This window comes from Paracoccus sulfuroxidans (assembly GCF_007830335.1).
GTDB lineage: Bacteria > Pseudomonadota > Alphaproteobacteria > Rhodobacterales > Rhodobacteraceae > Paracoccus > Paracoccus sulfuroxidans.
The window spans coordinates 429944-449228 of record NZ_VLKU01000002.1; the positions used below are offsets into that span (position 1 = coordinate 429944).

Consider the following 19285-nt stretch of genomic DNA (forward strand, 5'->3'; position numbering starts at 1 on the left):
CCCCGGCGCCGCTTGCATTTCCCGCCCCTAGTCTGGCGTGTATTCGTAGGTCAGGCAGCCCGTTTCCGGATCACGCATGCCGAAGGGCACGGTGCCGTCCCAATGGTCGGCCTTGGTCTCGAACTTGGCACACAGCCGATAAAGCCCGTCGCCCTGCCGGGTATAGACGTAAGGCTCATTCGTGAACGGGTCTTCAAGACGCAGCCGCACATCGCAGTTCGAGGTCGTCTCCAGCGCCTCGGGCAGGCGCTTGCCGCCCTCGCGCGCCTGACATTCGACCAGCGTGGTCAGCGACCGCAGATCGGATTCGCGCACCGAATCCCGTTTGGCCTTGCGCGCCTCAAGCGGGCCGCCCGACTGGTAGAGGCCCAGAAGCACCGCCAGTACTGTGAGCGCCAGAATGGCCCAGATCGATAGGGTTCTAGTCATTGACCTCATCCCGATAATAGCCCAGCACCAGCACGGCCAGCAGCCCGACCCACAGCGCCTTCACCACGAAGCGCAGCGTCAGATCGCCGTTCAAGAGCGCGTAGATCGTATAGACGGCATCCCCCAGCAGCGTCATCAGCGCCAGCAGCAGGGTGATCGCCGCGAACCAGCGCCGGACCAGAGACCGCCCGCCATCCGGCCCGGCCGTGCGGTTGATATAGCGGTTCATGAACAAGAAGGCGGGCAGGAAAACGATCAGCGAGGCGATCGGCCAGGTCATGCCGTAATAGCCGTAGCCATAGACATCCAGCGGGTCGGCGATCAGGTTGTCGATCAGCGTCATCCCCAGGCTGACAAGGTTGCAGATCACCGTGCCCAGCGACAGGAACAAGAGCCCGTGCACCAGCGCCTCGCGCGCCGAGACATAGCGCGCAGCGCGTGGAACCGGCGGCAGGCCGGGGCTTTGCTGCCAGCTGGCCAGAGCATCGCGGATCATCGGGTGTCCCCAGCCTGCTTCGCCAAGCGCATCGGCGATCTGGTCGCGTGATTGCCCCTTTGAGAGGGCCTCTCGGACGAATTCGGTCAATCGTTCGGCGGGGCGCATTGCCTACTCCTGCAGTTCACCACTCGGGGGCAGCATTTCCCGCATGTGCCGGGCCCGTCAATCGGCCTGATTCCGTTCCGCGACGTCCCGAAATCCTGCTCGGCCCCGCCGGGCGTCAGCGGGGCTGGCGTTTTTCCTGTTCTTTTTCAGCCCGGTACACCGAGTTGATGCGTTTTTTCGCGAAAGCTGCATTTTGCGCTTGCACCCCCCGGCGCAACCCCCTAAATCACCCCTCACCGGCGACGGACGGAACCAGACGGTTCGCGGAAGTCAACGGGATGGAGTGCGGGCGTAGCTCAGGGGTAGAGCATAACCTTGCCAAGGTTAGGGTCGTGAGTTCGAATCTCATCGCCCGCTCCAAAAAAACTTTCGGACAGTTTCGGACAACGAATGAACCTCCCCTCGGGGGTCTTTGTCGTTTTGGACAGGTGTTGATGCGAAGGCTCCACCTGTTCCGCCACGGCCGTTCCTGCTTTCATGATCGGACAGCCCAAGGCTGCATTTTCACTGCATTTTTCTATTCATGAGTAGGGTGTGATGATGACGAGCAACATTCTGGAACTGTCCAAGGACCTGCTGGACCCCGAACTTCAGCACGAATTGGTCGAAACCCAAACTATGAACGGCACGACCTATGCCCTGATCGAGCAATGGGGCGAGATCGAGGCCGGTCTGACGCTGGTCGCCGTGGAGGACGGTCAGGCCAGACGTCTCACTGCAGACCTGCTGAGCGATCCCGAGGCGGGCTCCATTGACCCCGCGATCATTCAGGGATTTTTCCAAGGTGAAGAACTGCTTGGCCAGATCTCGCAGGACATCGATCTCCCTGATCTGCCGGATCCGATTATGCCTTTGCCGGGGCTTGACCAAATTCTGGCGGTACCGAGGGGCGGTCACCTGAGCCAGCGCGACCTACTGACCGCGGTTCACAACCTTGCAATCTGGGGCACGACAGCCGACGGGCAGGTCGAGATGAACTCGCGCCTGCTTGCGCCAGCCGTGACGAACCGAGGGCGTCGTGCCTGCGCCTGGGCGGTCAATCGCATTGTCGCTTTCGCCTTGGGACGTCCCGCTGGCGGCGGTCTGGCCACAGCCGAGATGGTAAAGGTGCTTCGCGCCCGCGACTTTCCCGTTTCGCGTACGTCAGCACAGCCCGGCGCGATTATCATTTCACCGACGACCGGCAACCGGATCGGGCATGTCGGCATTCTTGGGGAAGGCGATCTGATCTATTCGAACTCGACCGATCTGGGAAACTGGACCCAATCCCACACCATCGCCAAATGGCAGAACTATTACGGAGGCGGAAAAGGGCTGACGGTCGAGTTCTACCACCTCAACCCGGCGCGGTTCGCGATCAGCCCCATGCCAGTAGCCTGAGAGGTTCGGCAGGCGATCACCCTAAAGCAGCTCTCGGATCGCCTGCGCAATCCGGGCAACCCCCTCGGGGATCCGCTCGACCGGGATCGAGGAATAGGCCAGCCGATAGAAGGTGCCGCCCATCGCGGGCTCGGCGAAGAAGGGATGGCCGGGCTCGATCAGTACGTCACGCTCACGCAGGATATGGCCCAGCCGCGCCGCGTCGATGCCTGCGGGCAGCGTCAGCCAGAAGCTTGAGCCGCCCTGCCCGCCCCCCGGCGCTAGCTGCAACCCGCTGTCCCGGATGGCTGTGTCCATCACTTCGCGCCGTGCGGCATAGGCGCGGCGCATCCGATTCATCTGGGCGTCGTAATGGCCCAGCGAGAGGAAATTCGCCAAGGTCCGCTGCAACAGCCCCGGAGGATGGCGCAGCATCAGGGAGCGCAGCGCGCGGGCCTCGGAAATGACGGGCGGTGCAGCGACGATGTAGCCCAGCCGCAGCCCCGGAAAAACCGATTTCGAGAATGAGCCGATGTGGATGACCGCCCCCGCCTCATCCATCGCCTTCAAGGCAGGCAGGGACGAGCCGGAATAGGACATCTCGAATTCGTAATCATCCTCGACAATGGCGCAGCCCTGCGCCAGCGCGTGGCGCAAGAGTGCGCGGCGACGCTCGACCGGCATGGTTGCGCCGGTGGGGCTGTGATGGCTGGCGGTGGTGAAGACCGCCTTCAGCCCGGCAGGGATCGCATCGGGCGGCAGGCCATGGGCGTCGACAGGAACCGGGTGGATGCGGGCGCCGGTGTGCGACAGGATCTCGCGCAGGCCGGGATAGCAGGGATCCTCGATCGCACAGGCTCCGCCCCGCGCCAGCAGAATCTCAACCACCAGCCACAGCGCGTTCTGCGCGCCCAGCGTCAGCAGGATATCCTCGGCCCGCGCCCGGATGCCCCGGCGCGGCAGGATGTGGCGGGCGATATAGTCGACCAGTTCGGGATCATCCTCGCCGTAAAGATCGCCGGTCATGGGCGCGAATTCGCGCCGCCCCAGCGAGCGCACGGCGCAGTCGCGCCAGGCCGAAAGGTCCACGAGCTGCGGGTCGGCCTGACCATAGACGAAGGGAAAACGATACCGCCGCCAGTCCGAGACCCGGTCGCGGCGCTGCGCGCGGGCATAGCGGTCCTCGACATGCAGGCTCCAGTCGAAGGGCACGGGTGCGGGGCGCGTGCCTGCGGTCGCCTGCGCGGTCTCGATCCGGCCCGAGATGAACAGGCCCGCACGGTCGCGCGAGGTCAGGTAATCGGTCGCCACCAGCTCGGCAAAGACCTGCGTCACGGTGACCCGCGCCACGCCCAGATGCCGCGCCAGACTGCGACTTGAGGGCAGTTTCTCGCCCGCGCGGAACCGTCCCTCCAGCACGCCCTCGACGATCTGGCGGCGCAGCTGGTGCTGCAGGGTCTGCTCAAGACTGCGGTCAAGCAGGAAGGCTTCGGCGGGAATCGTCATGGCGGGCTTTCAGAACTCACGCGCCGATCAAGCCCTGAAGGGCGCGGCGGTTCAACCCGTCGCGCCCTTCCGATCAGTCATCGGGCGGCGGTGGGAGGAACCGCCCGGCAGGGAGATCAGGCAAAGACCTTCGTCAGCGCGCGGTCGATGGCATTGGTGATATTGTCGATGTCATCGGCGCTGGCGATCAGCGCGGGCGACAGGCACAGCGTGTTGTTCAGCCCCGCCAGCGAGCGGTTGGTCGCCCCGATAATGACGCCCTGCGCCATGCAATCGGCGACGACGGCCTGCACGCGCTTTTCGTCCATCGGCTCTTTCGTGGCGCGGTCCTGCACAAGCTCTGCCCCGCAGAACAGGCCCTTGCCGCGCACGTCGCCGATCACCGCATGCTTGTCCATCAGCGTGGTCAGGTTGTCCATCAGCCGGTCGCCCATGGCGATGGTGTTTTCCAAGAGGTTCTCTTCCTCGATGATGCGCATGTTTTCCAGCGCCGCGACCGGGCCTGCGGTGCAGCCGCCGAAGGTCGAGATGTCGCGGAAATAGCTCATCGTGTCTTCGGGGCTGTCCTTGAACATCTCGAAGACGCGCTCCGAGGTGACGGTGCAGGAGATCGCCGCATAGCCCGAGGCCACGCCCTTCGCCATGGTGACGAAATCGGGCTCGATCCCGTATTGCTGATAGCCGAACCAGGTGCCGGTGCGGCCAAGGCCGCAGACGACCTCGTCGATGTGCAGCAGGATGTCGTATTTGCGGCAGATTTCCTGCACGCGCTGCCAATAGCCCTCGGGGGGCACGATGACACCGCCGCCTGCGGTCACAGGCTCCAGCACGATGGCGCCCACGGTGTCGGGGCCTTCGCGCAGGATCACCTCTTCAATGGCATCGGCGGCGCGCTGGCCGTAATTCTCGACATCCCATTGCGCGCGGTACTCAAGGCAATGCGGGACCGCGACGAACCCGTCCGGATAGGGCCCGTATTGCGCCGCCCGCTGCGGCTGACCCGAGGTCGCCAGCGTCCCGATGGTGGTGCCGTGGTAATCGCGGTCGCGGTAGAGGATCTTCCACTTCTTGCCGCCGTGTTTGTGGTGCGAGATCTGGCGCACCATCTTGTAGACCTTCTCATTCGCCTCGGAACCCGAGTTCGAATAATAGACGCGGGTCAGGCCCGGCATCTTTTCGATCAGGCGTTGCGCAAACAGCGCGCCCGGCACGGTGCCAGCGGCACCCGCATAATAGTTCAGCTTGATCAGCTGGTCGCGCACGGCATTGGCGATGCTTTCGCGGCCATAGCCCACGTTGACGGTCCAGACCCCGCCCGAGACGCCGTCGAGATATTCCTTCCCGGTCGCATCCCACAGGCGCATCCCCTTGCCTTCCACGAAAACGCGGGGATCGGCGGTTTCATAGCCCTTGTGCTGGCTCAGGTGATGCCAGACATGCGCCCGGTCGGCTTCGACCACATGCGTAAGATCGTTGACGGAAAGATCGAGGGTCATGCCATAGCTCCTGCGCAGGCTGTTTTCCCGACCGTGCGCCTTGTGGGCCGAAAATGATAGAGCCAGTTTTTCCAACTTGCCCAGACCAGTTCGAATCACGCGACCAGACCATGAAGGCGGCGTCAGGCCCTACCGGGCGAGGGACCGCCGAGCCTCTATCTAGGATTGCGCCCGCGCGGCGCGTCCGACAACCATGACATGAATCCGCGCAGTTTATTGCCGCCGGACAAGCGGGAAGTTGCAGGATCACCAGCAAAACCCCATAAAATCCTTATGTCGCGTATCGATAGTTCCATAACCAGTGCCCCCTCTGCTGCGCCCGATTGGCTGGTCGACCTGTCGTCGGCCAAGTATCGCAGCGGCTTTTTCATCTCGGACAAAGAGTTCGCGATCCAGCACACGCATCGCAAGGCGGACGTGCTGTTCGTGACCTTCGACAACCTGTCGAACGCCCGCGATCCGCTGCGCGTGCGCGACCCTTGGGGCTATGGCTTCGCGGCGAAATCGGAATGGTCACATCTGGGCGTCCTCTCGTTCCGCCCGAACTGGTTTCGCAACGATCACCTGTTCGAGCAGCTGCAGCGACTGGCCCGCGACGACCTCTTCAAGCGCTATCGCCGCGTGGTCTTTGCCGGAACCTCGATGGGGGGCTATGCGGCCTGCGCCTTCGCCTCATTGGCGCCCGGCTGTCAGGTCATCGCCTATTCGCCGCAATCGACCCTCTCGCCCGAGATCGCGCCTTGGGATGAGCGTTATCGCTCGGGCTCTCAAGCGGACTGGTCCGGCCCCTATGCCGATGCCGCGACCGAGATCGGCGCGGCCCGGCGTCTGTGGCTGCTTTATGACCCGGGCGTCCCCGAGGATCTGCGCCATGCCAAACGCCTCGATGGCCCCAATGTGACGCATCTGCGCACCCGCTATGCAGGCCACAAGACCGCCTGGTTCATGCGCCATGCAGGCATCCTAAGCAGCTTCACCCGCGAGGTGGTGGCGGGCACGATGACAAGCACCCGCTTTCACGAGCTGTACCGTGTGTCGCGCAAGCTGCGCGTCTATGAGGCCGCCTTCCTGCAACACGTGATCGAGAACGGTACGCTGGCCTCGAAGCACCGGATGCTGCGCCTGTTGCGCACGCAAGACCGCCCGAACATGGTTCTTGATCTGGAACGCCATCTGGCGCTGACCTGACATTTTTTCTGTTTTTACCGATTTCCGAGGTTACATCATGCATATCGTTGGTATCTGCCGCTTCTCGCTTCTGGGTCGTGGCGATTGGCAAGCCTATCGCGGCAAGGCCGATGAAGAGATCGAGGACATCGCCCTTGAGCAGGCCGAGATCCTCTATGCGCCCGAACGGATGGAGGCCCGCCTGGCCTCGTTCGAACATATCACGCTGGCCTCGATTGCCGCGCAGACCGACAAGCGCTTCCACTTCCTGGTCCTCGCCTCGGAATTCATGCCCGAGCAGTATCGCGCGCGTCTGGACGCCATGTGCGCCCGCGTGCCGCAGGTGATCCTGCGCTATTTCCCGATGACCACGGCTGGCGACGCGACCATGCTGATGCTGGAGAAGATGAACATCAATCTGGCCGACACCGTGCAATTCCGGCTGGACGATGATGACGGGCTGTTCGTCAACTATATTCAGCGGCTGCGGCATTTCTCGAACAACCTGTCGCAGGTGACGGATGCCTTCTCGCTCAGCTTCTCGGGCGTGCTGTTCTCGGTCGTGGGCGGAGAGTTCGCGGGCTCGTATCACTGGCCGGTGGCCTTCTTCTCGGCCGGGGCGGCGATGCGCCATCCGCGTGCCACCATCTTCGGCTTTGGCCATTTCGGCCTGCAGCACCGCATGACCTCGCTGACCGTGCCGGGGCGGCTGTCGCTGGCCACGCATACGGGCAACAATGATACGCAAGAGATCGACTTCCACACGATCCGCCGTCGCGGCATGCGCCTGATCGAGCCCGCGCAGCTGGAAACGCTGGTCCAGCGCGACTTCCCCTACCTGACCGCTGAAGGGCGCGCCATCGCGGGCCTGCCCGCGCAGATTGCCGCCGCCGCGGAATAGCGCCCGCCATTCGGCCTTGCACAATCCTGACTTGCGTCGTCACCTGAAGGCGCTGGCCCACAAGGCCAGCGCCTTTCGTCACTGGTGATTGTTCAAGGGATTTTGCGATGTCGAAGAAGCCGCGGAAATATGTGATCGTCCCCGAGGACAATGTCTTCAACGACAGCATGGACACCAGCAGCTTCCGCCTGTTCCGCTCGATGCATGACAGGCTGTTTCGCAAATCGCGCGCGCAGGCCATGGCGACCGGGTTCAGCACCGGCTCGGATGACGGCGACAAGCCCCCGACCCGCCCGCCGCAGCGCATTCTGGAAACCGATGCCGGAAAGATCCGCCTGATCGACTCGATCGGCACGAATGAGGTGTCGCTGGTCAGCATGACGCCCGATCAGGCCTTCGTGCTGCAACGCGCCTATCCCGGCCTGCGGGTACGGCCCGAGTTGCGCCTTTACCCCCTGCGCTTCGGTCAGGCGAATATCGTACGGCTTCAGGCCAAGCCTGCGGCCTTCCGCTCGGACAAGGTGCTGGCGCTGCGCTGCATCGACGGGGCCAGCGGCCAGCCGGTCGCCGATGCGCATGTGGTGATCGTGCTGAACCGCAAGAAGGGCTTCGGCATTTCCGAGGTGCGCACCGATGCCGATGGCTGGTTCCGCACCCCCCTGCCCGCCGCCCAGACCAGCATCGACATGATCCTGTGCGCGCCGCTGGCCGGGTACTGGCCGGGCGCTCAGGAGGATGTCGAGGTCGTCCCCTCGGGCGAGACCACCGTGACCCTGAAGGTCACGCCCATCGAGGAGGGCTTCAAGGACGGGCTTGACCGGATGCTGGCGCCCGCGAAGGCCAGCGACGGCAAGGGCGTCAAGGTCGCCATCATCGACACCGGCACCGACCCCGCGAAGGGGCTCAATCTGGTGAAGGGGCTGAACACCACCGGGACCGAGCCTGCCGATGAATGGTATGACAATGGCAGCGGCCACGGCACCCATGTCGCGGGCATCGTCGCCCGCATCGCCCCTGCGGTCGAATTCTATGTCTACCGGGTCTTTGAAAAGGGCGACGGCGGGGCCAGCGAGTTCTCGATTGCCCGCGCCATCCGTCAGGCGGTCGACGACGGCTGCGACATCATCAACATGAGCCTTGGCCAGACTTCCGAGCCGATCTCGATCTCGCGCGAGACGCGGCGCGCGCGCGCCATGGGCGTCGTCTGCATTGCGGCCTCGGGGAATGACTATATGTCGCCGGTCTCGTACCCCGCGCGGTCCTCGGTCGTGGTGGCGGTGTCGGCGGGGGGTATTCTGGACAGCTGGCCCGAGGGCGCGATCACCGCGCGCAATGTCGCGGCCCGTCCCGCCCCCGTCGGAGACCGCTTCTTTGCGGGTTTCAGCAATATTGGCCCGGAACTAGACTTTATTGGACCGGGCGTCGGCATTATATCTTGGGTGAACGCCCGTTCCCTTGGGGTAATGGACGGCACATCGATGGCCTGCCCCGCCGTTCTGGGGCTGTTTGCCCGGCTGCTGTCGCAAAACCCCGAGATTTTGTCGGCCGAACGCAACCAGCAGCGGTCGGATGACATTATACGAATGGCAAATGAACATGCCCGGCCGATCGGATTCGGCAAGGAATATGAAGGGGCTGGGTTGATCGAATAGGGGTGCGACTGATGACTGCCCAAAGAAAACGCAACGAAAACTTCGTCCTCGTCTATTCCGACGACCGTGACCCCAGTCGTGAGGAAACGGCCGAAGCTCTGGACCAGTTGAAGCCGCTTCCCGCCGAGGAAGTCATTCCCGGCACGATTCGCGTGACCGGCAAGCGCAGCGATGTCGAAAAGTGCATGAGCCATCTGCATCAATGGCGGATGTCGACGGAAAAGCTGTTCAAGCTGAACTCGCCCTATAAGCCGCAACTGCGCTGAGGCGGGGCGCTAACCGTCCCCCTGCCCGCCCGCATCGGGTGCGCTGCGCAGGGCGGCGACCAGATCGTGGAAACGGTCGCCCTGAATGACGACATGATCGCGCACCGCCCTGGCCGCGCGTTCGCCGTCGCCCGCCTCGATGGCGGCGACAATCTCGTCATGTTCGGCGAAGGAGCGGCCCAGACGGTTGCGCACCTGCAACTGCATCCGCCGATAGGGCTGCAGCATCGCATGCAGCCGTGACGCCTCCTGCGCCAGAAAGGCGTTATGCGTGGCGCGGTAGATGCAGTGATGAAATTCGGAATTGCTGGCGTAATAGAGGTCGATCTCGCCCGCTTCGGCATGGCGGCGGCAATCGCGGTGCGCGGCCTGCAGCTGCGCGATCTCGGGCTCGGATATGCGGCGCGCGGCCAAGCGGGCGCAGCTCGCCTCGACCTCGGCCATGACCTCGAAGCGCTCGGCCAGCTCATCGACCGACCATTCCGACACGAAAGTGCCGCGCTTGGGCTGCACGCGCACCAGACCCGAGGTCTCAAGCTGCTGCAACGCCTCGCGGATGGGGGTGCGCGAGCATTGGAACTGGGCCGCCAGCGCCTCGGGGTCCAGCCGCGCGCCCGGCCGGAACTGGCCGTCGACGATGGCGTTTTCCAGCGCCGTCCTGATTCGCTCGGTATTCGAGAGCGCCATGATGATATCGCACCTGTCTCAGAAACCCCTGCCCTTCAGGTTATCAGCAAGGCACTGAAATATCCAACGTAATTTCTGTTGTATATATCATGCTTTCCCCGCACAATCATCACAGGGAGAACATGAGTTGCGGCCATCGGCCCGATCATGGAGGGAGGAAATTCGTGTCACATCATCTGATATCCATCTATCTGCTGGCCGGGCTGTTCGTCATCGCGACCGTCTGGCCCATCAATATGGGCGTTCTGGCCTTCGTGGGCGCATTCCTGATCGGCACGCTGCTGGTCGGCATGAAGGCGTCCGAGATCATCGACTTCTTTCCCGGCGGGCTGTTCCTGACGCTGGCGGGCATCACCTGGCTGTTTGCGCTGGCGCAGAACAACGGCACCATCGACTGGCTGGTGCGGCTGGCCGTGCGCGCGGTGAAGGGCCGGATCGCGGCGATCCCGTGGATCATGTTCGGCATCTCGGCCCTGCTGACCTCGGTCGGCGCGGTCAGCCCCGGCGCGGTCGCGATCATCGCGCCCATCGCCCTGGGCTTTGCTTTCCGCTATCACATCTCACCCATGCTGATGGGTCTGATGGTGGTGCATGGCGCGCAAGCCGGGGGCTTTTCGCCCATCAGCATCTATGGCGGCATCACCAATGGCGTGGTCAGCCAGGCCGGGCTGCCGCTCAGCCCGATGACGACTTTCGCCGCCAGCTTCTTCGTGAACTTCGCGGTGGCGCTGATCCTGTTCATGGTGCTGGGCGGGCGCAGGCTGCTGCGCGCGGGCAGCGCCGAGATCACCCCGGTCAATGTCCCGCATCTTGAGATTGCGCGCCCCGCCACCGGCCCGCAGATCTTCGGCGACAGCGAGGCCGAGGCCCTGACCCGCCGCATCGCCGATGAGGCGAGTGGCGAGCCGAACAGCCTTCTGGCCGACCCGACCGCGCCCGAGCCGCAGGACGGCACGCCCTATCAGATCGCCACGCTGGCGGGTCTGGCGGCGCTGGCGGTGCTGGTGCTGGCCTTCAAGCAGGACATCGGCTTCATCTCACTGACCATCGGTCTGGTGCTGTCGCTCTGGTCGCCCACGCTGCAAAAACGCGCGATGGCGCAGGTCGCCTGGCCCGAGATCATGTTGATCACCGGTGTCAGCACCTATGTTTCGGTGATGGAGCATATGGGCACCATCGATTTCGTCGGCGACAGCGTGGCGGGCCTGGCCTCGCCGCTGCTGGCGGCATTGCTGCTGTTCTATATCGGTGCGGTCGTCTCGGCCTTCGCCTCTTCGGTGGCGGTGCTGGGCTCGCTGATCCCGCTGGCCGTGCCCTTCCTTCAGGCGGGCACCGGGGTCAGCGCCATCGGCTTCATCGCGGGCATGGCGGTCGCCTCGACCATCGTCGATGTCAGCCCCTTCTCGACCAACGGGGCCTTGGTGCTGGCCAATGCGCAGGGCGTCGACCGGCAGGCCTTCTTCCGCAGGCTGCTGGGCTATGGCGCGCTGGTGACGCTGATCGCGCCGCCCGTCCTGTGGCTTATCTTCGTGGTTCTGCCGGGTTGATCCCGGCAGCGCCCACCTGAAACCGACCTTTTGCAGGAGCGTGACGTGACCAAGACATTGCGAACCGAGCCGACCAGCCGCACCGCCTTTCTGGGCGATCTGCTGGACACCTTGACCGAGCGGGGACGCTCGCTTCTGCGCCGCCGTCCCGACCCGAAGGAGGCCACGCCCGATCTGGCCGAACTGGCCGAGCGGCTGCTGTCGCGGCGGGGCGAGGCCTCGGGGGTGGCGCTGGCGCAGGCGCTTGTGCTGGCCTTCGACGCCGCCCCGCCCGAGGCGCGGCTTGAATTCCTTCGGACACTCGCCACCCGTTTCGGCGCCGATCGCGAGGCGGTCATCAAGGCCATCCGCGCGATGGGCAGCGATGAGCCCAGCGAAGAGGCCATCGAGTCGCTGCACCAGCTGGCCGAACCGCGCCGGCAAGAGCTGCTGCGCCGCCTCAATCAGGCGCAGGGCGGCACTGCCACGCTGGTCGACATGCGCGAGGAACTGTTGCGCCATCTGAAGGGCAACCCCGACCTGCGCCGGGTGGATGCCGATTTCGCGCATCTGTTTTCCTCATGGTTCAACCGGGGTTTTCTGGTGCTGCGCCATATTGACTGGAACACCTCGGCCAGCATTCTGGAGAAAATCATCCGCTATGAGGCCGTGCACGCGATCCAGAACTGGGACGATCTGCGCAACCGGCTGGAGCCGACGGACCGGCGCTGTTACGGCTTCTTCCACCCGCAGCTGGCCGATGAGCCGCTGATCTTCGTCGAGGTGGCGCTGACCCGCGAGATTCCCGACAAGGTCGGCCCGCTTCTGGATCTGGACCGCCAACCGATTCCGGCATCCGAGGCAACGACGGCGGTTTTCTATTCGATCTCGAACACGCAGCGCGGCTTGGCGGGGGTGTCCTTCGGCAACTTCCTGATCAAGCAGGTGGTCGAGGATCTGAAGGCCGAACTGCCCAACATCAAGACCTTCGTGACCCTGTCGCCGGTGCCGGGCTTCGCCGCATGGCTGAAGGCCGAGCGCGAGAATGCCGAGACGACCCTGATCACGCCCGAGACGCGCGAGGTGCTGGCGCATCTGGACACCCCCGGCTGGCACAAGGACGAGGCACAGGTCGAAGCCCTGCGCGAGGTGCTGCTGCCGCTGGCCGCCGCCTATTTCCTGCAGGCCAAGGACAAGCGCGGTCGCCCCGTCGACCCCGTCGCCCGCTTCCATTTGGGCAATGGCGCGCGGCTGGAGCGGCTGGATTTCCTGGGCGATCAATCCGCCAACGGGCTGCGGCAATCGCATGGCCTGATGGTGAACTACCTGTATGATCTCAAAGAGATCGAAAAGAACCATGAGGCGCTGGCCGAACGTGGGCATGTTGCCGCCTCGCCCGAGGTGCGCAAATCCCTGCCGCCCGCCGCCCCCAAATCCTGATGACCTTCAAGCCACGGTGCCCGACATGAACTCGAACCTCTTTTCCCGCCTCATCCAGCAGACGCCCGATCCGTCCCGCACGGCCATTGAGACCGCATCCGGCGCGCAGATCACCTATAGCGACCTGATCGCCCGCTCGGGCCAGATGGCGAATGCGCTGGTGGCGCAGGGCGTCGCGCCGGGCGACCGGGTGGCCGTGCAGATCGAGAAATCGGTCGAGGCGATCATTCTTTATCTGGCAACGGTGCGCGCGGGGGCGGTCTTCCTGCCGCTCAACACCGGCTATACCCCGGCCGAGATCGAGTATTTTCTGGGCGACGCCCGACCCGCGGTCTTTGTCTGCGACCCGGCCCGGCAGGCGTCACTGGAGGTTGCGGCGCGGGCCAGCAATGCCAAGATCCTGACGCTGGACGCCGATGGTCAGGGCAGCCTGATGACCGCCGCCGAAGCTGCGCCGGAAGGGTTCGAGACCGTCGAGCGGGCGGGCGCGGATCTGGCCGCGCTGCTTTACACCTCGGGGACGACGGGGCGTTCCAAGGGCGCGATGCTGTCGCATGAGAACCTCTATTCGAACGCCGTCGCGCTGCAGGATGCCTGGCGCTATTCGGCCAGCGACGTGCTGATCCATGCGCTGCCGATCTTCCACACGCATGGCCTTTTCGTCGCGACCAACCTGACCTTCCTTGCGGGCGCCTCGATGATCTTCCTGCCGAAGTTCGACGCCGACCGCATTCTGGACGTGATGCCGCGCGCGACCGTGCTGATGGGCGTGCCGACCTTCTATGTGCGGCTGCTGGAATCGCCCCGGCTTGACCCACAGGTGACCTCGCATATGCGGCTCTTCATCTCGGGCTCGGCGCCGCTTCTGGCGGAAACGCATCGCGAATGGCAGGCGCGCACCGGGCATGCGATCCTGGAACGCTATGGCATGACCGAGACCAATATGAGCACCTCGAACCCCTATGAGGGGGAACGGATCGCGGGCACCGTCGGCCAGCCCCTGCCGGGGGTCGAGGTGATCGTCACCGACCCTGAAACCGGCGCGCCGCTGCCCGATGGCGAGATCGGCATGATCGAGGTGCGTGGCCCCAACGTCTTCTGCGGCTATTGGCAGATGCCCGAAAAGACCGCCGCGGAACTGCGCGAGAACGGCTATTTCATCACCGGCGATCTGGGGATGGTCGACGACAAGGGCTATGTCCATATCGTCGGACGCGGCAAGGACCTGATCATCTCGGGCGGCTACAACATCTATCCCAAAGAGGTCGAGACCGAGATCGACGCCATCACCGGCGTCAACGAATCCGCCGTGATCGGCCTGCCGCACAGCGACTTCGGCGAGGCGGTGGCAGCGGTCGTCGTGCCGACTGGCAAGGTCGCGCTAACCGAGGCAGACATCCTTGCGCCGCTGGCCGAGCGGCTGGCCCGCTTCAAGCAGCCCAAGCGCGTGATCTTTGTCGAGGAACTGCCTCGCAACACCATGGGCAAGGTGCAGAAAAACCTGCTGCGCGACCAGTATGGCGCGCTGTTTCAGAAATGATGGTGCCGGGGCCTGCCAGTGGCGGGCCCCTTTCGCTTACAGATAGCGACCGGCGCGCTGAAGCACCTCGATCTCATAGCCGTCGGGGTCCTTGATGAAGAAGAACGTGGCGATCACCTCGCCCCCCGGCGCGAAATCCACCAGCTTGCGGGGCTGAAGCCCAAGCGCGGTCAGACGGGCATGTTCGGCCGCCACATCCTCGACCGAGACGGCCAGATGGCCGTAGCCATTCCCCAGATCATAGGGCTCGGTACGGTCCTTGTTGACCGTCAGCTCCAGCTCGAACGTGCTTTCGCCATTGGCCAGATAGATCAGCGTGAAGGTTTCGAAATCCAGCCGCTCGACGGGCTCAAGCCCGAAGGCGGCCTTGTAGAACGCCAGCGAGCGTTCCTCCTCCATCACGCGGATCATGGAATGGATCATCTTGGCCATCGCGCCACCTTTCCCTGCAAGAACCCCCACCCCTTAGCATGAAGCCGGGGATTCTCCAGCCGCCTGACGGCGGCCAAGTGCAAGGCGATGCGCGCGATTACCGGAACGAGACGGTCCGCGTGCTGGCTGTGTTTTGCCAAAGTGGCAGGCCCGTATTGGGCGTATAATCTGGCGGCAAAGTGGATTTGCGCGAGATATCATTGTGTTCGGCAGGGAATCTTCCCCACCATAGCACCGCAGTAATATAGACCGCGATGGTTGCGACAACTAAACACGCCCACAAGAATGCGGCGGAGGCGTCGCCGGGTAAATACCAATCAACAACAAACGCTATAACACCCAGGACGCCGATCAGTACGGCGACCATATCAGATCCAATCTGAATCAGTTAATGTTCGATAAGTTTCTCACCCATCGGGAGATTGGGCAACCACATTTTGCTCGTTTTGCTTGCATGGGGATGACTTGATCGGAAATCCGCCGATGGAACCCTGGCAAATGCTGCGGATGCGCCCCGGACCGTCACCAAAAATTCACACCATCGCGCTTGCGACAACCGGGTCAAACCGGTTATGACTTGTCTAGTTGTATAGATATTTCGACAACTTCGAAAGATGTCCAGATGACCATGACTGATCGCCGCGAATGGATGGGGCTGGTTGCCCGCTCGGACCCCGGGATGCTTGCGCATCTGCTGGGGGAACTGCCGCCCCACAGCCTGGCGCGCGCGCCGGAAACCGGGGCGGTGATGGTGCGGGGCCGCGCAGGCGGCACGGGCGCGCCCTTCAACCTGGGGGAAATGACGGTGACCAGATGCTCGGTCACGCTGGCGGGCGGAGAGGTCGGCCACGCCTATGTGCAGGGTCGCGACAAGCCGCATGCGACCCGCGCGGCCATTCTGGATGCGCTGATGCAGGGCGACCGGGCCGAGGCGATCCGCCGCGACGTGCTGGCCCCGCTGGCCCGCCACGCCTCGCAGCGCGCCGCCACACGCCGCGCCAAGGCGGCGGCCACCAAGGTCGAATTCTTCACAATGGTCCGCGGAGAGGATTGATGAACCAGCAGATTTCCGGCGGCTTCAGCGACGCGCCCCGCCAGTCCGCCACCGCCTTCCGCGCCATTCTGGAGGCCATGTCCCGCCCCGGTCAGTGGCAAGAGGTTCAGGGCGCGATGCCGCCCGCGCCGCTGTCACCCGCCGCAGGTGCCGCGATCCTGACCCTGGCCGATCACAACACGCCGCTGCATCTGGCCGGAGCGCTCGACTGCCCCGAGGTGCGCTACTGGATCACTTTCCACACCGCCGCGCCGATCACCTCCGCCACTGAGGCCAGCTTCGCCATCGGCACCTGGCAGGACCTTCAGCCGCTGGACCAGTTCGCCATTGGCACGCCGGAATATCCCGACCGTTCCGCTACGCTGATCGTCACACTGGATGAGGTTCCCGCCCCCAATGCCACGCTTAGCGGCCCCGGCATCAATGGCTCCGTAGAGGCCTTCTGCCCCGGCGCGCGCCCGACCGCCTTCCCGCTGGGCCTTGACCTGATCCTTGCGACCCAGAGCCGCATCATGGGCCTGCCCCGCAGCACGAAAGTGGAGTTTCTCTGATGTATGTCGCCGTCAAAGGTGGTGAACGCGCCATCGAAAACGCCCATGCCTGGCTTGCCGAGGAACGCCGGGGCGACCCTGCGGTCCCCGAGCTTTCGGTGCCCCAGATCCGCGAGCAGATGTCGCTGGCCGTCAACCGCGTCATGGCCGAGGGCTCGCTTTACGACCCCGACCTTGCCGCGCTGGCGATCAAGCAATCGCGTGGCGATCTGATCGAGGCGATCTTTCTGATCCGCGCCTATCGCACGACGCTGCCGCGTCTGGCGGCCTCGAACCCCGTCAACACGGCTTCGATGCTGGTCAGCCGCCGCGTCTCGGCCACGTTCAAGGACGCGCCGGGCGGGCAAATTCTTGGCCCGACCTTCGACTATACCCACCGCCTGCTGGACTTCACGCTGGCCGCCGAAGGCGAGGTTCCCGCCGCACCCACCGCCCCTGCCGACACGCAGGACGTGCCGCATATCCTTGGTTTTCTGGACCGCGACGGGCTGATCGAACAGGCGGTCCCGAATGACGACACGCCCGCCGACCTGACCCGCGAGCCGCTGGAGCTGCCCGCCGACCGCGCGCTGCGCCTGCAATCGCTGGCGCGGGGGGATGAGGGCTTCGTCCTTGGCCTCGCCTATTCGACCCAGCGCGGCTACGCCCGCAACCACGCCTTCGTCGGCGAATTGCGCATCGGCCAAGTCGCGGTCGAGGTGGATATTCCGGAACTGGGTTTCCCGGTCGAGATCGGAGAGATCGAGCTGACCGAATGCGAGACGGTGAACCAGTTCAACGGCTCGAAAACCGAACCGCCGCAATTCACCCGCGGCTATGGCCTGACCTTCGGCCAGACCGAGCGCAAGGCGATCAGCATGGCACTGGTCGACCGCGCGCTGCGCTGGCGGGAACTCGGCGAGGACTTCACCGGCGCGCCTGCGCAGGACGAAGAATTCGTGCTGTCGCACTGCGACAACATTCAGGCGACCGGCTTCCTCGAACATATCAAGCTGCCGCATTACGTCGATTTCCAAGCGGAACTGGAGCTGATCCGCAGCGTGCGCGCCGCCGCATTCGCCAATCTGGAGGCCGCAGAATGACCGCCCTCGACGCCTATAATTTCGCCTACCTCGACGAGGAAACCAAACGCATGATCCGCCGCGCGCTGCTGAAGGCGGTCGCGATCCCCGGCTATCAGGTGCCCTTCGCCAGCCGCGAAATGCCGATGCCTTACGGCTGGGGCACGGGTGGCGTGCAGGTGACGGCGGCCTGCCTGACGCCGGACGACACGCTGAAGGTGATCGATCAGGGTGCGGATGACACGACGAACGCGGTCTCGATCCGGCGCTTCTTCCAGCGCACGGCGGATGTGGCCGTGACCGAGGAAACGGAAGCCGCGACCATCATCCAGACCCGCCACCGCATCCCGGAAACGCCGTTGCAGGAAGGCCAGATCATGGTCTTTCAGGTCCCGATCCCCGAGCCTCTGCGCTTCCTTGAACCGCGCGAGACGGAAACGCGGCGGATGCACGCCTTGGCCGATTACGGGCTGATGCAGGTCAAGCTTTACGAAGACATTGCCCGGCATGGCGAGATCGCCACCGCCTATGCCTATCCGGTCAAGGTCGAGGGGCGCTATGTCATGGACCCCTCGCCCATCCCGAAGTTCGACAACCCGAAACTGAACGACAGCCCGGCGCTGATGCTGTTTGGCGCGGGGCGCGAACAGCGCATCTATGCGCTGCCGCCCTATACCAAGGTGGAAAGCCTCGATTTCGACGACCATCCGTTTGTCGCCAGCAAGGCCGACCATGCCTGCGACATCTGCGGCGCGACGGAAAGCTATCTGGATGAGGTCATCACCGACGATCAGGGCGGCCGCATCTTCGTCTGTTCCGACACCGCATTCTGCCGCAGCCGTCAGGAGGACGCCGCATGAAACCCCTGTTCACCGTCCGCGACCTTGAGAAACGCTATGGCTCGCGCATCGGCTGCACCGATGTCAGCTTCGATCTGTGGCCGGGCGAGGTCATGGGGATCGTCGGCGAAAGCGGCTCGGGCAAGTCGACGCTGCTGTCCTGTCTGGCCGGTCACATGACCCCCGATCAGGGTCAGGTTCATTTCGATGGCCGCGACGTGCTGGCGATGTCCGAACCCGAGCGTCGCTTCCTGGCCCGCACAGAATGGGCCTTTGTTCACCAGAACCCGCGTGACGGGCTGCGCATGGCGGTCAGCGCGGGCGGCAATGTCGGCGAACGGCTGATGGCCGTGGGCGCGCGCCATTACGGCAATATTCGCGAGACCGCGACCGATTGGCTGGGCCGGGTCGAGATCGCCAGCGACCGTATCGACGACCGCCCCTCGGCCTTTTCGGGGGGCATGCAGCAGCGCTTGCAGATCGCCCGCAATCTGGTGACCGGCCCGCGTCTGGTCTTCATGGATGAACCGACCGGCGGCCTCGATGTCAGCGTTCAGGCGCGGCTTCTGGACCTGCTGCGCGGGCTGGTCCGCAAGATGGGCCTGTCGGCGATCATCGTCACGCATGATTTGGCCGTGGTGCGGCTGCTGGCCGACCGGTTGATGGTGATGAAGGGCGGCCGCGTGGTTGAACAGGGCCTGACCGATCAGGTGCTTGACGATCCGCAGCATCCCTATACCCAGCTTCTCGTGTCCTCTGTCTTGCAGGTGTAACC

Annotated in this window: 19 protein-coding genes and 1 tRNA gene; 14 read left to right on the plus strand and 6 right to left on the minus strand. The window is 64.3% G+C overall.

Annotated elements, in window-relative coordinates; all coding sequences use genetic code 11:
• Positions 1–27 precede the first annotated feature (27 nt).
• Both IQ24_RS04625 and IQ24_RS04630 read right to left on the minus strand, forming a co-directional pair.
• Positions 28–429 (minus strand): hypothetical protein, encoded by a 402-nt coding sequence (locus IQ24_RS04625; protein WP_145396624.1) that lies wholly within the window; start codon positions 427–429, stop codon positions 28–30.
• Entirely contained in the window at positions 422–1033 is a 612-nt protein-coding gene (locus IQ24_RS04630) for a DUF5671 domain-containing protein (protein WP_145396625.1), read from the minus strand. The genes IQ24_RS04625 and IQ24_RS04630 overlap by 8 nt, the downstream gene beginning before the upstream one ends.
• Before the next feature lie 285 nt (positions 1034–1318).
• Between IQ24_RS04630 and IQ24_RS04635 the strand changes: the two genes are divergently transcribed.
• Both IQ24_RS04635 and IQ24_RS04640 read left to right on the plus strand, forming a co-directional pair.
• Positions 1319–1393: transfer RNA gene (locus IQ24_RS04635), tRNA-Gly, on the plus strand.
• Positions 1394–1573: 180 nt separating this feature from the next.
• Positions 1574–2413 (plus strand): CHAP domain-containing protein, encoded by an 840-nt coding sequence (locus IQ24_RS04640; RefSeq protein ID WP_145396626.1) that lies wholly within the window; start codon positions 1574–1576, stop codon positions 2411–2413.
• A gap of 21 nt (positions 2414–2434) precedes the next feature.
• Here the strand turns inward: IQ24_RS04640 and pdxR are convergent, their stop codons facing one another.
• Positions 2435–3898: a MocR-like pyridoxine biosynthesis transcription factor PdxR gene (gene pdxR, locus IQ24_RS04645; protein ID WP_145396627.1), complete on the minus strand. Its 1464-nt coding sequence runs from the start codon at positions 3896–3898 to the stop codon at positions 2435–2437.
• 116 nt (positions 3899–4014) lie between these two features.
• On the minus strand, positions 4015–5394 hold the full coding sequence (tpa, locus tag IQ24_RS04650; protein WP_145396628.1) for a hypotaurine--pyruvate aminotransferase Tpa: 1380 nt from the start codon (positions 5392–5394) through the stop codon (positions 4015–4017).
• Between the two features lie 273 nt (positions 5395–5667).
• Between tpa and IQ24_RS04655 the strand changes: the two genes are divergently transcribed.
• The 4 genes from IQ24_RS04655 to IQ24_RS04670 all read left to right on the plus strand — a co-directional run bounded on the left by IQ24_RS04655 (position 5668) and on the right by IQ24_RS04670 (position 9380).
• Positions 5668–6582: an alpha/beta hydrolase-fold protein gene (locus IQ24_RS04655; RefSeq protein ID WP_158637476.1), complete on the plus strand. Its 915-nt coding sequence runs from the start codon at positions 5668–5670 to the stop codon at positions 6580–6582.
• 37 nt (positions 6583–6619) lie between these two features.
• A complete protein-coding gene (locus tag IQ24_RS04660; protein WP_145396630.1) occupies positions 6620–7462 on the plus strand; it encodes a glycosyltransferase in 843 nt (280 codons plus the stop codon).
• A gap of 107 nt (positions 7463–7569) precedes the next feature.
• On the plus strand, positions 7570–9114 hold the full coding sequence (locus IQ24_RS04665) for a S8 family serine peptidase (protein ID WP_145396631.1): 1545 nt from the start codon (positions 7570–7572) through the stop codon (positions 9112–9114).
• Positions 9115–9125: 11 nt separating this feature from the next.
• Positions 9126–9380, plus strand: coding sequence for a hypothetical protein (locus IQ24_RS04670; protein WP_145396632.1), 255 nt, complete (start codon positions 9126–9128; stop codon positions 9378–9380).
• A gap of 9 nt (positions 9381–9389) precedes the next feature.
• On the opposite strand, the gene IQ24_RS04675 is transcribed toward IQ24_RS04670, so the two are convergent.
• The gene (locus IQ24_RS04675) at positions 9390–10067 is read right to left on the minus strand and encodes a GntR family transcriptional regulator (protein WP_422386260.1); all 678 of its coding nucleotides are present in this window, start codon (positions 10065–10067) and stop codon (positions 9390–9392) included.
• 164 nt (positions 10068–10231) lie between these two features.
• Between IQ24_RS04675 and IQ24_RS04680 the strand changes: the two genes are divergently transcribed.
• Genes IQ24_RS04680 through IQ24_RS04690 form a run of 3 tightly spaced genes read left to right on the plus strand, consistent with a single transcriptional unit; the run spans position 10232 to position 14573 of the window.
• Complete coding sequence (locus IQ24_RS04680) at positions 10232–11614, plus strand: SLC13 family permease (RefSeq protein WP_145396634.1); 1383 nt, start codon at positions 10232–10234, stop codon at positions 11612–11614.
• 45 nt (positions 11615–11659) lie between these two features.
• Entirely contained in the window at positions 11660–13033 is a 1374-nt protein-coding gene (locus IQ24_RS04685) for a malonyl-CoA decarboxylase (protein WP_145396635.1), read from the plus strand.
• 25 nt (positions 13034–13058) lie between these two features.
• Entirely contained in the window at positions 13059–14573 is a 1515-nt protein-coding gene (locus IQ24_RS04690) for a malonate--CoA ligase (RefSeq protein WP_145396636.1), read from the plus strand.
• Positions 14574–14609: 36 nt separating this feature from the next.
• Here IQ24_RS04690 and IQ24_RS04695 read toward each other — a convergent pair whose 3' ends face one another.
• Entirely contained in the window at positions 14610–15005 is a 396-nt protein-coding gene (locus tag IQ24_RS04695; protein ID WP_145396637.1) for a VOC family protein, read from the minus strand.
• Between the two features lie 622 nt (positions 15006–15627).
• On the opposite strand from IQ24_RS04695, the gene phnG reads away from it, so the two are divergent.
• From phnG to phnK, 5 genes are read left to right on the plus strand one after another with little or no spacing between them, the layout of a single operon-like run.
• Complete coding sequence (phnG, locus tag IQ24_RS04700) at positions 15628–16059, plus strand: phosphonate C-P lyase system protein PhnG (RefSeq protein ID WP_145396638.1); 432 nt, start codon at positions 15628–15630, stop codon at positions 16057–16059.
• Entirely contained in the window at positions 16059–16610 is a 552-nt protein-coding gene (phnH, locus tag IQ24_RS04705) for a phosphonate C-P lyase system protein PhnH (RefSeq protein WP_145396639.1), read from the plus strand. The genes phnG and phnH overlap by 1 nt, the downstream gene beginning before the upstream one ends.
• On the plus strand, positions 16610–17692 hold the full coding sequence (locus tag IQ24_RS04710) for a carbon-phosphorus lyase complex subunit (RefSeq protein WP_145396640.1): 1083 nt from the start codon (positions 16610–16612) through the stop codon (positions 17690–17692). The genes phnH and IQ24_RS04710 overlap by 1 nt, the downstream gene beginning before the upstream one ends.
• Complete coding sequence (locus tag IQ24_RS04715; RefSeq protein WP_145396641.1) at positions 17689–18531, plus strand: alpha-D-ribose 1-methylphosphonate 5-phosphate C-P-lyase PhnJ; 843 nt, start codon at positions 17689–17691, stop codon at positions 18529–18531. Before IQ24_RS04710 ends, IQ24_RS04715 begins: the two co-directional genes overlap by 4 nt.
• Positions 18528–19283 carry a phosphonate C-P lyase system protein PhnK gene (gene phnK / locus IQ24_RS04720; RefSeq protein WP_145396642.1) on the plus strand — a complete coding sequence of 252 codons (756 nt, stop codon included), beginning with the start codon at positions 18528–18530 and terminating at the stop codon, positions 19281–19283. Before IQ24_RS04715 ends, phnK begins: the two co-directional genes overlap by 4 nt.
• Positions 19284–19285 lie beyond the last annotated feature (2 nt).

What these genes read in the sequence shown, in the direction of transcription:
- IQ24_RS04625 (WP_145396624.1), bottom strand. Translation starts at nt 429, where the DNA reads ATGACTAGAACCCTATCGATCTGGGCCATTCTGGCGCTCACAGTACTG.
- IQ24_RS04630 (WP_145396625.1), bottom strand. Translation starts at nt 1,033, where the DNA reads ATGCGCCCCGCCGAACGATTGACCGAATTCGTCCGAGAGGCCCTCTCA.
- IQ24_RS04640 (WP_145396626.1), top strand. Translation starts at nt 1,574, where the DNA reads ATGACGAGCAACATTCTGGAACTGTCCAAGGACCTGCTGGACCCCGAA.
- pdxR (WP_145396627.1), bottom strand. Translation starts at nt 3,898, where the DNA reads ATGACGATTCCCGCCGAAGCCTTCCTGCTTGACCGCAGTCTTGAGCAG.
- tpa (WP_145396628.1), bottom strand. Translation starts at nt 5,394, where the DNA reads ATGACCCTCGATCTTTCCGTCAACGATCTTACGCATGTGGTCGAAGCC.
- IQ24_RS04655 (WP_158637476.1), top strand. Translation starts at nt 5,668, where the DNA reads ATGTCGCGTATCGATAGTTCCATAACCAGTGCCCCCTCTGCTGCGCCC.
- IQ24_RS04660 (WP_145396630.1), top strand. Translation starts at nt 6,620, where the DNA reads ATGCATATCGTTGGTATCTGCCGCTTCTCGCTTCTGGGTCGTGGCGAT.
- IQ24_RS04665 (WP_145396631.1), top strand. Translation starts at nt 7,570, where the DNA reads ATGTCGAAGAAGCCGCGGAAATATGTGATCGTCCCCGAGGACAATGTC.
- IQ24_RS04670 (WP_145396632.1), top strand. Translation starts at nt 9,126, where the DNA reads ATGACTGCCCAAAGAAAACGCAACGAAAACTTCGTCCTCGTCTATTCC.
- IQ24_RS04675 (WP_422386260.1), bottom strand. Translation starts at nt 10,067, where the DNA reads ATGGCGCTCTCGAATACCGAGCGAATCAGGACGGCGCTGGAAAACGCC.
- IQ24_RS04690 (WP_145396636.1), top strand. Translation starts at nt 13,059, where the DNA reads ATGAACTCGAACCTCTTTTCCCGCCTCATCCAGCAGACGCCCGATCCG.
- IQ24_RS04695 (WP_145396637.1), bottom strand. Translation starts at nt 15,005, where the DNA reads ATGGCCAAGATGATCCATTCCATGATCCGCGTGATGGAGGAGGAACGC.
- phnG (WP_145396638.1), top strand. Translation starts at nt 15,628, where the DNA reads ATGACCATGACTGATCGCCGCGAATGGATGGGGCTGGTTGCCCGCTCG.
- phnH (WP_145396639.1), top strand. Translation starts at nt 16,059, where the DNA reads ATGAACCAGCAGATTTCCGGCGGCTTCAGCGACGCGCCCCGCCAGTCC.
- IQ24_RS04710 (WP_145396640.1), top strand. Translation starts at nt 16,610, where the DNA reads ATGTATGTCGCCGTCAAAGGTGGTGAACGCGCCATCGAAAACGCCCAT.
- IQ24_RS04715 (WP_145396641.1), top strand. Translation starts at nt 17,689, where the DNA reads ATGACCGCCCTCGACGCCTATAATTTCGCCTACCTCGACGAGGAAACC.
- phnK (WP_145396642.1), top strand. Translation starts at nt 18,528, where the DNA reads ATGAAACCCCTGTTCACCGTCCGCGACCTTGAGAAACGCTATGGCTCG.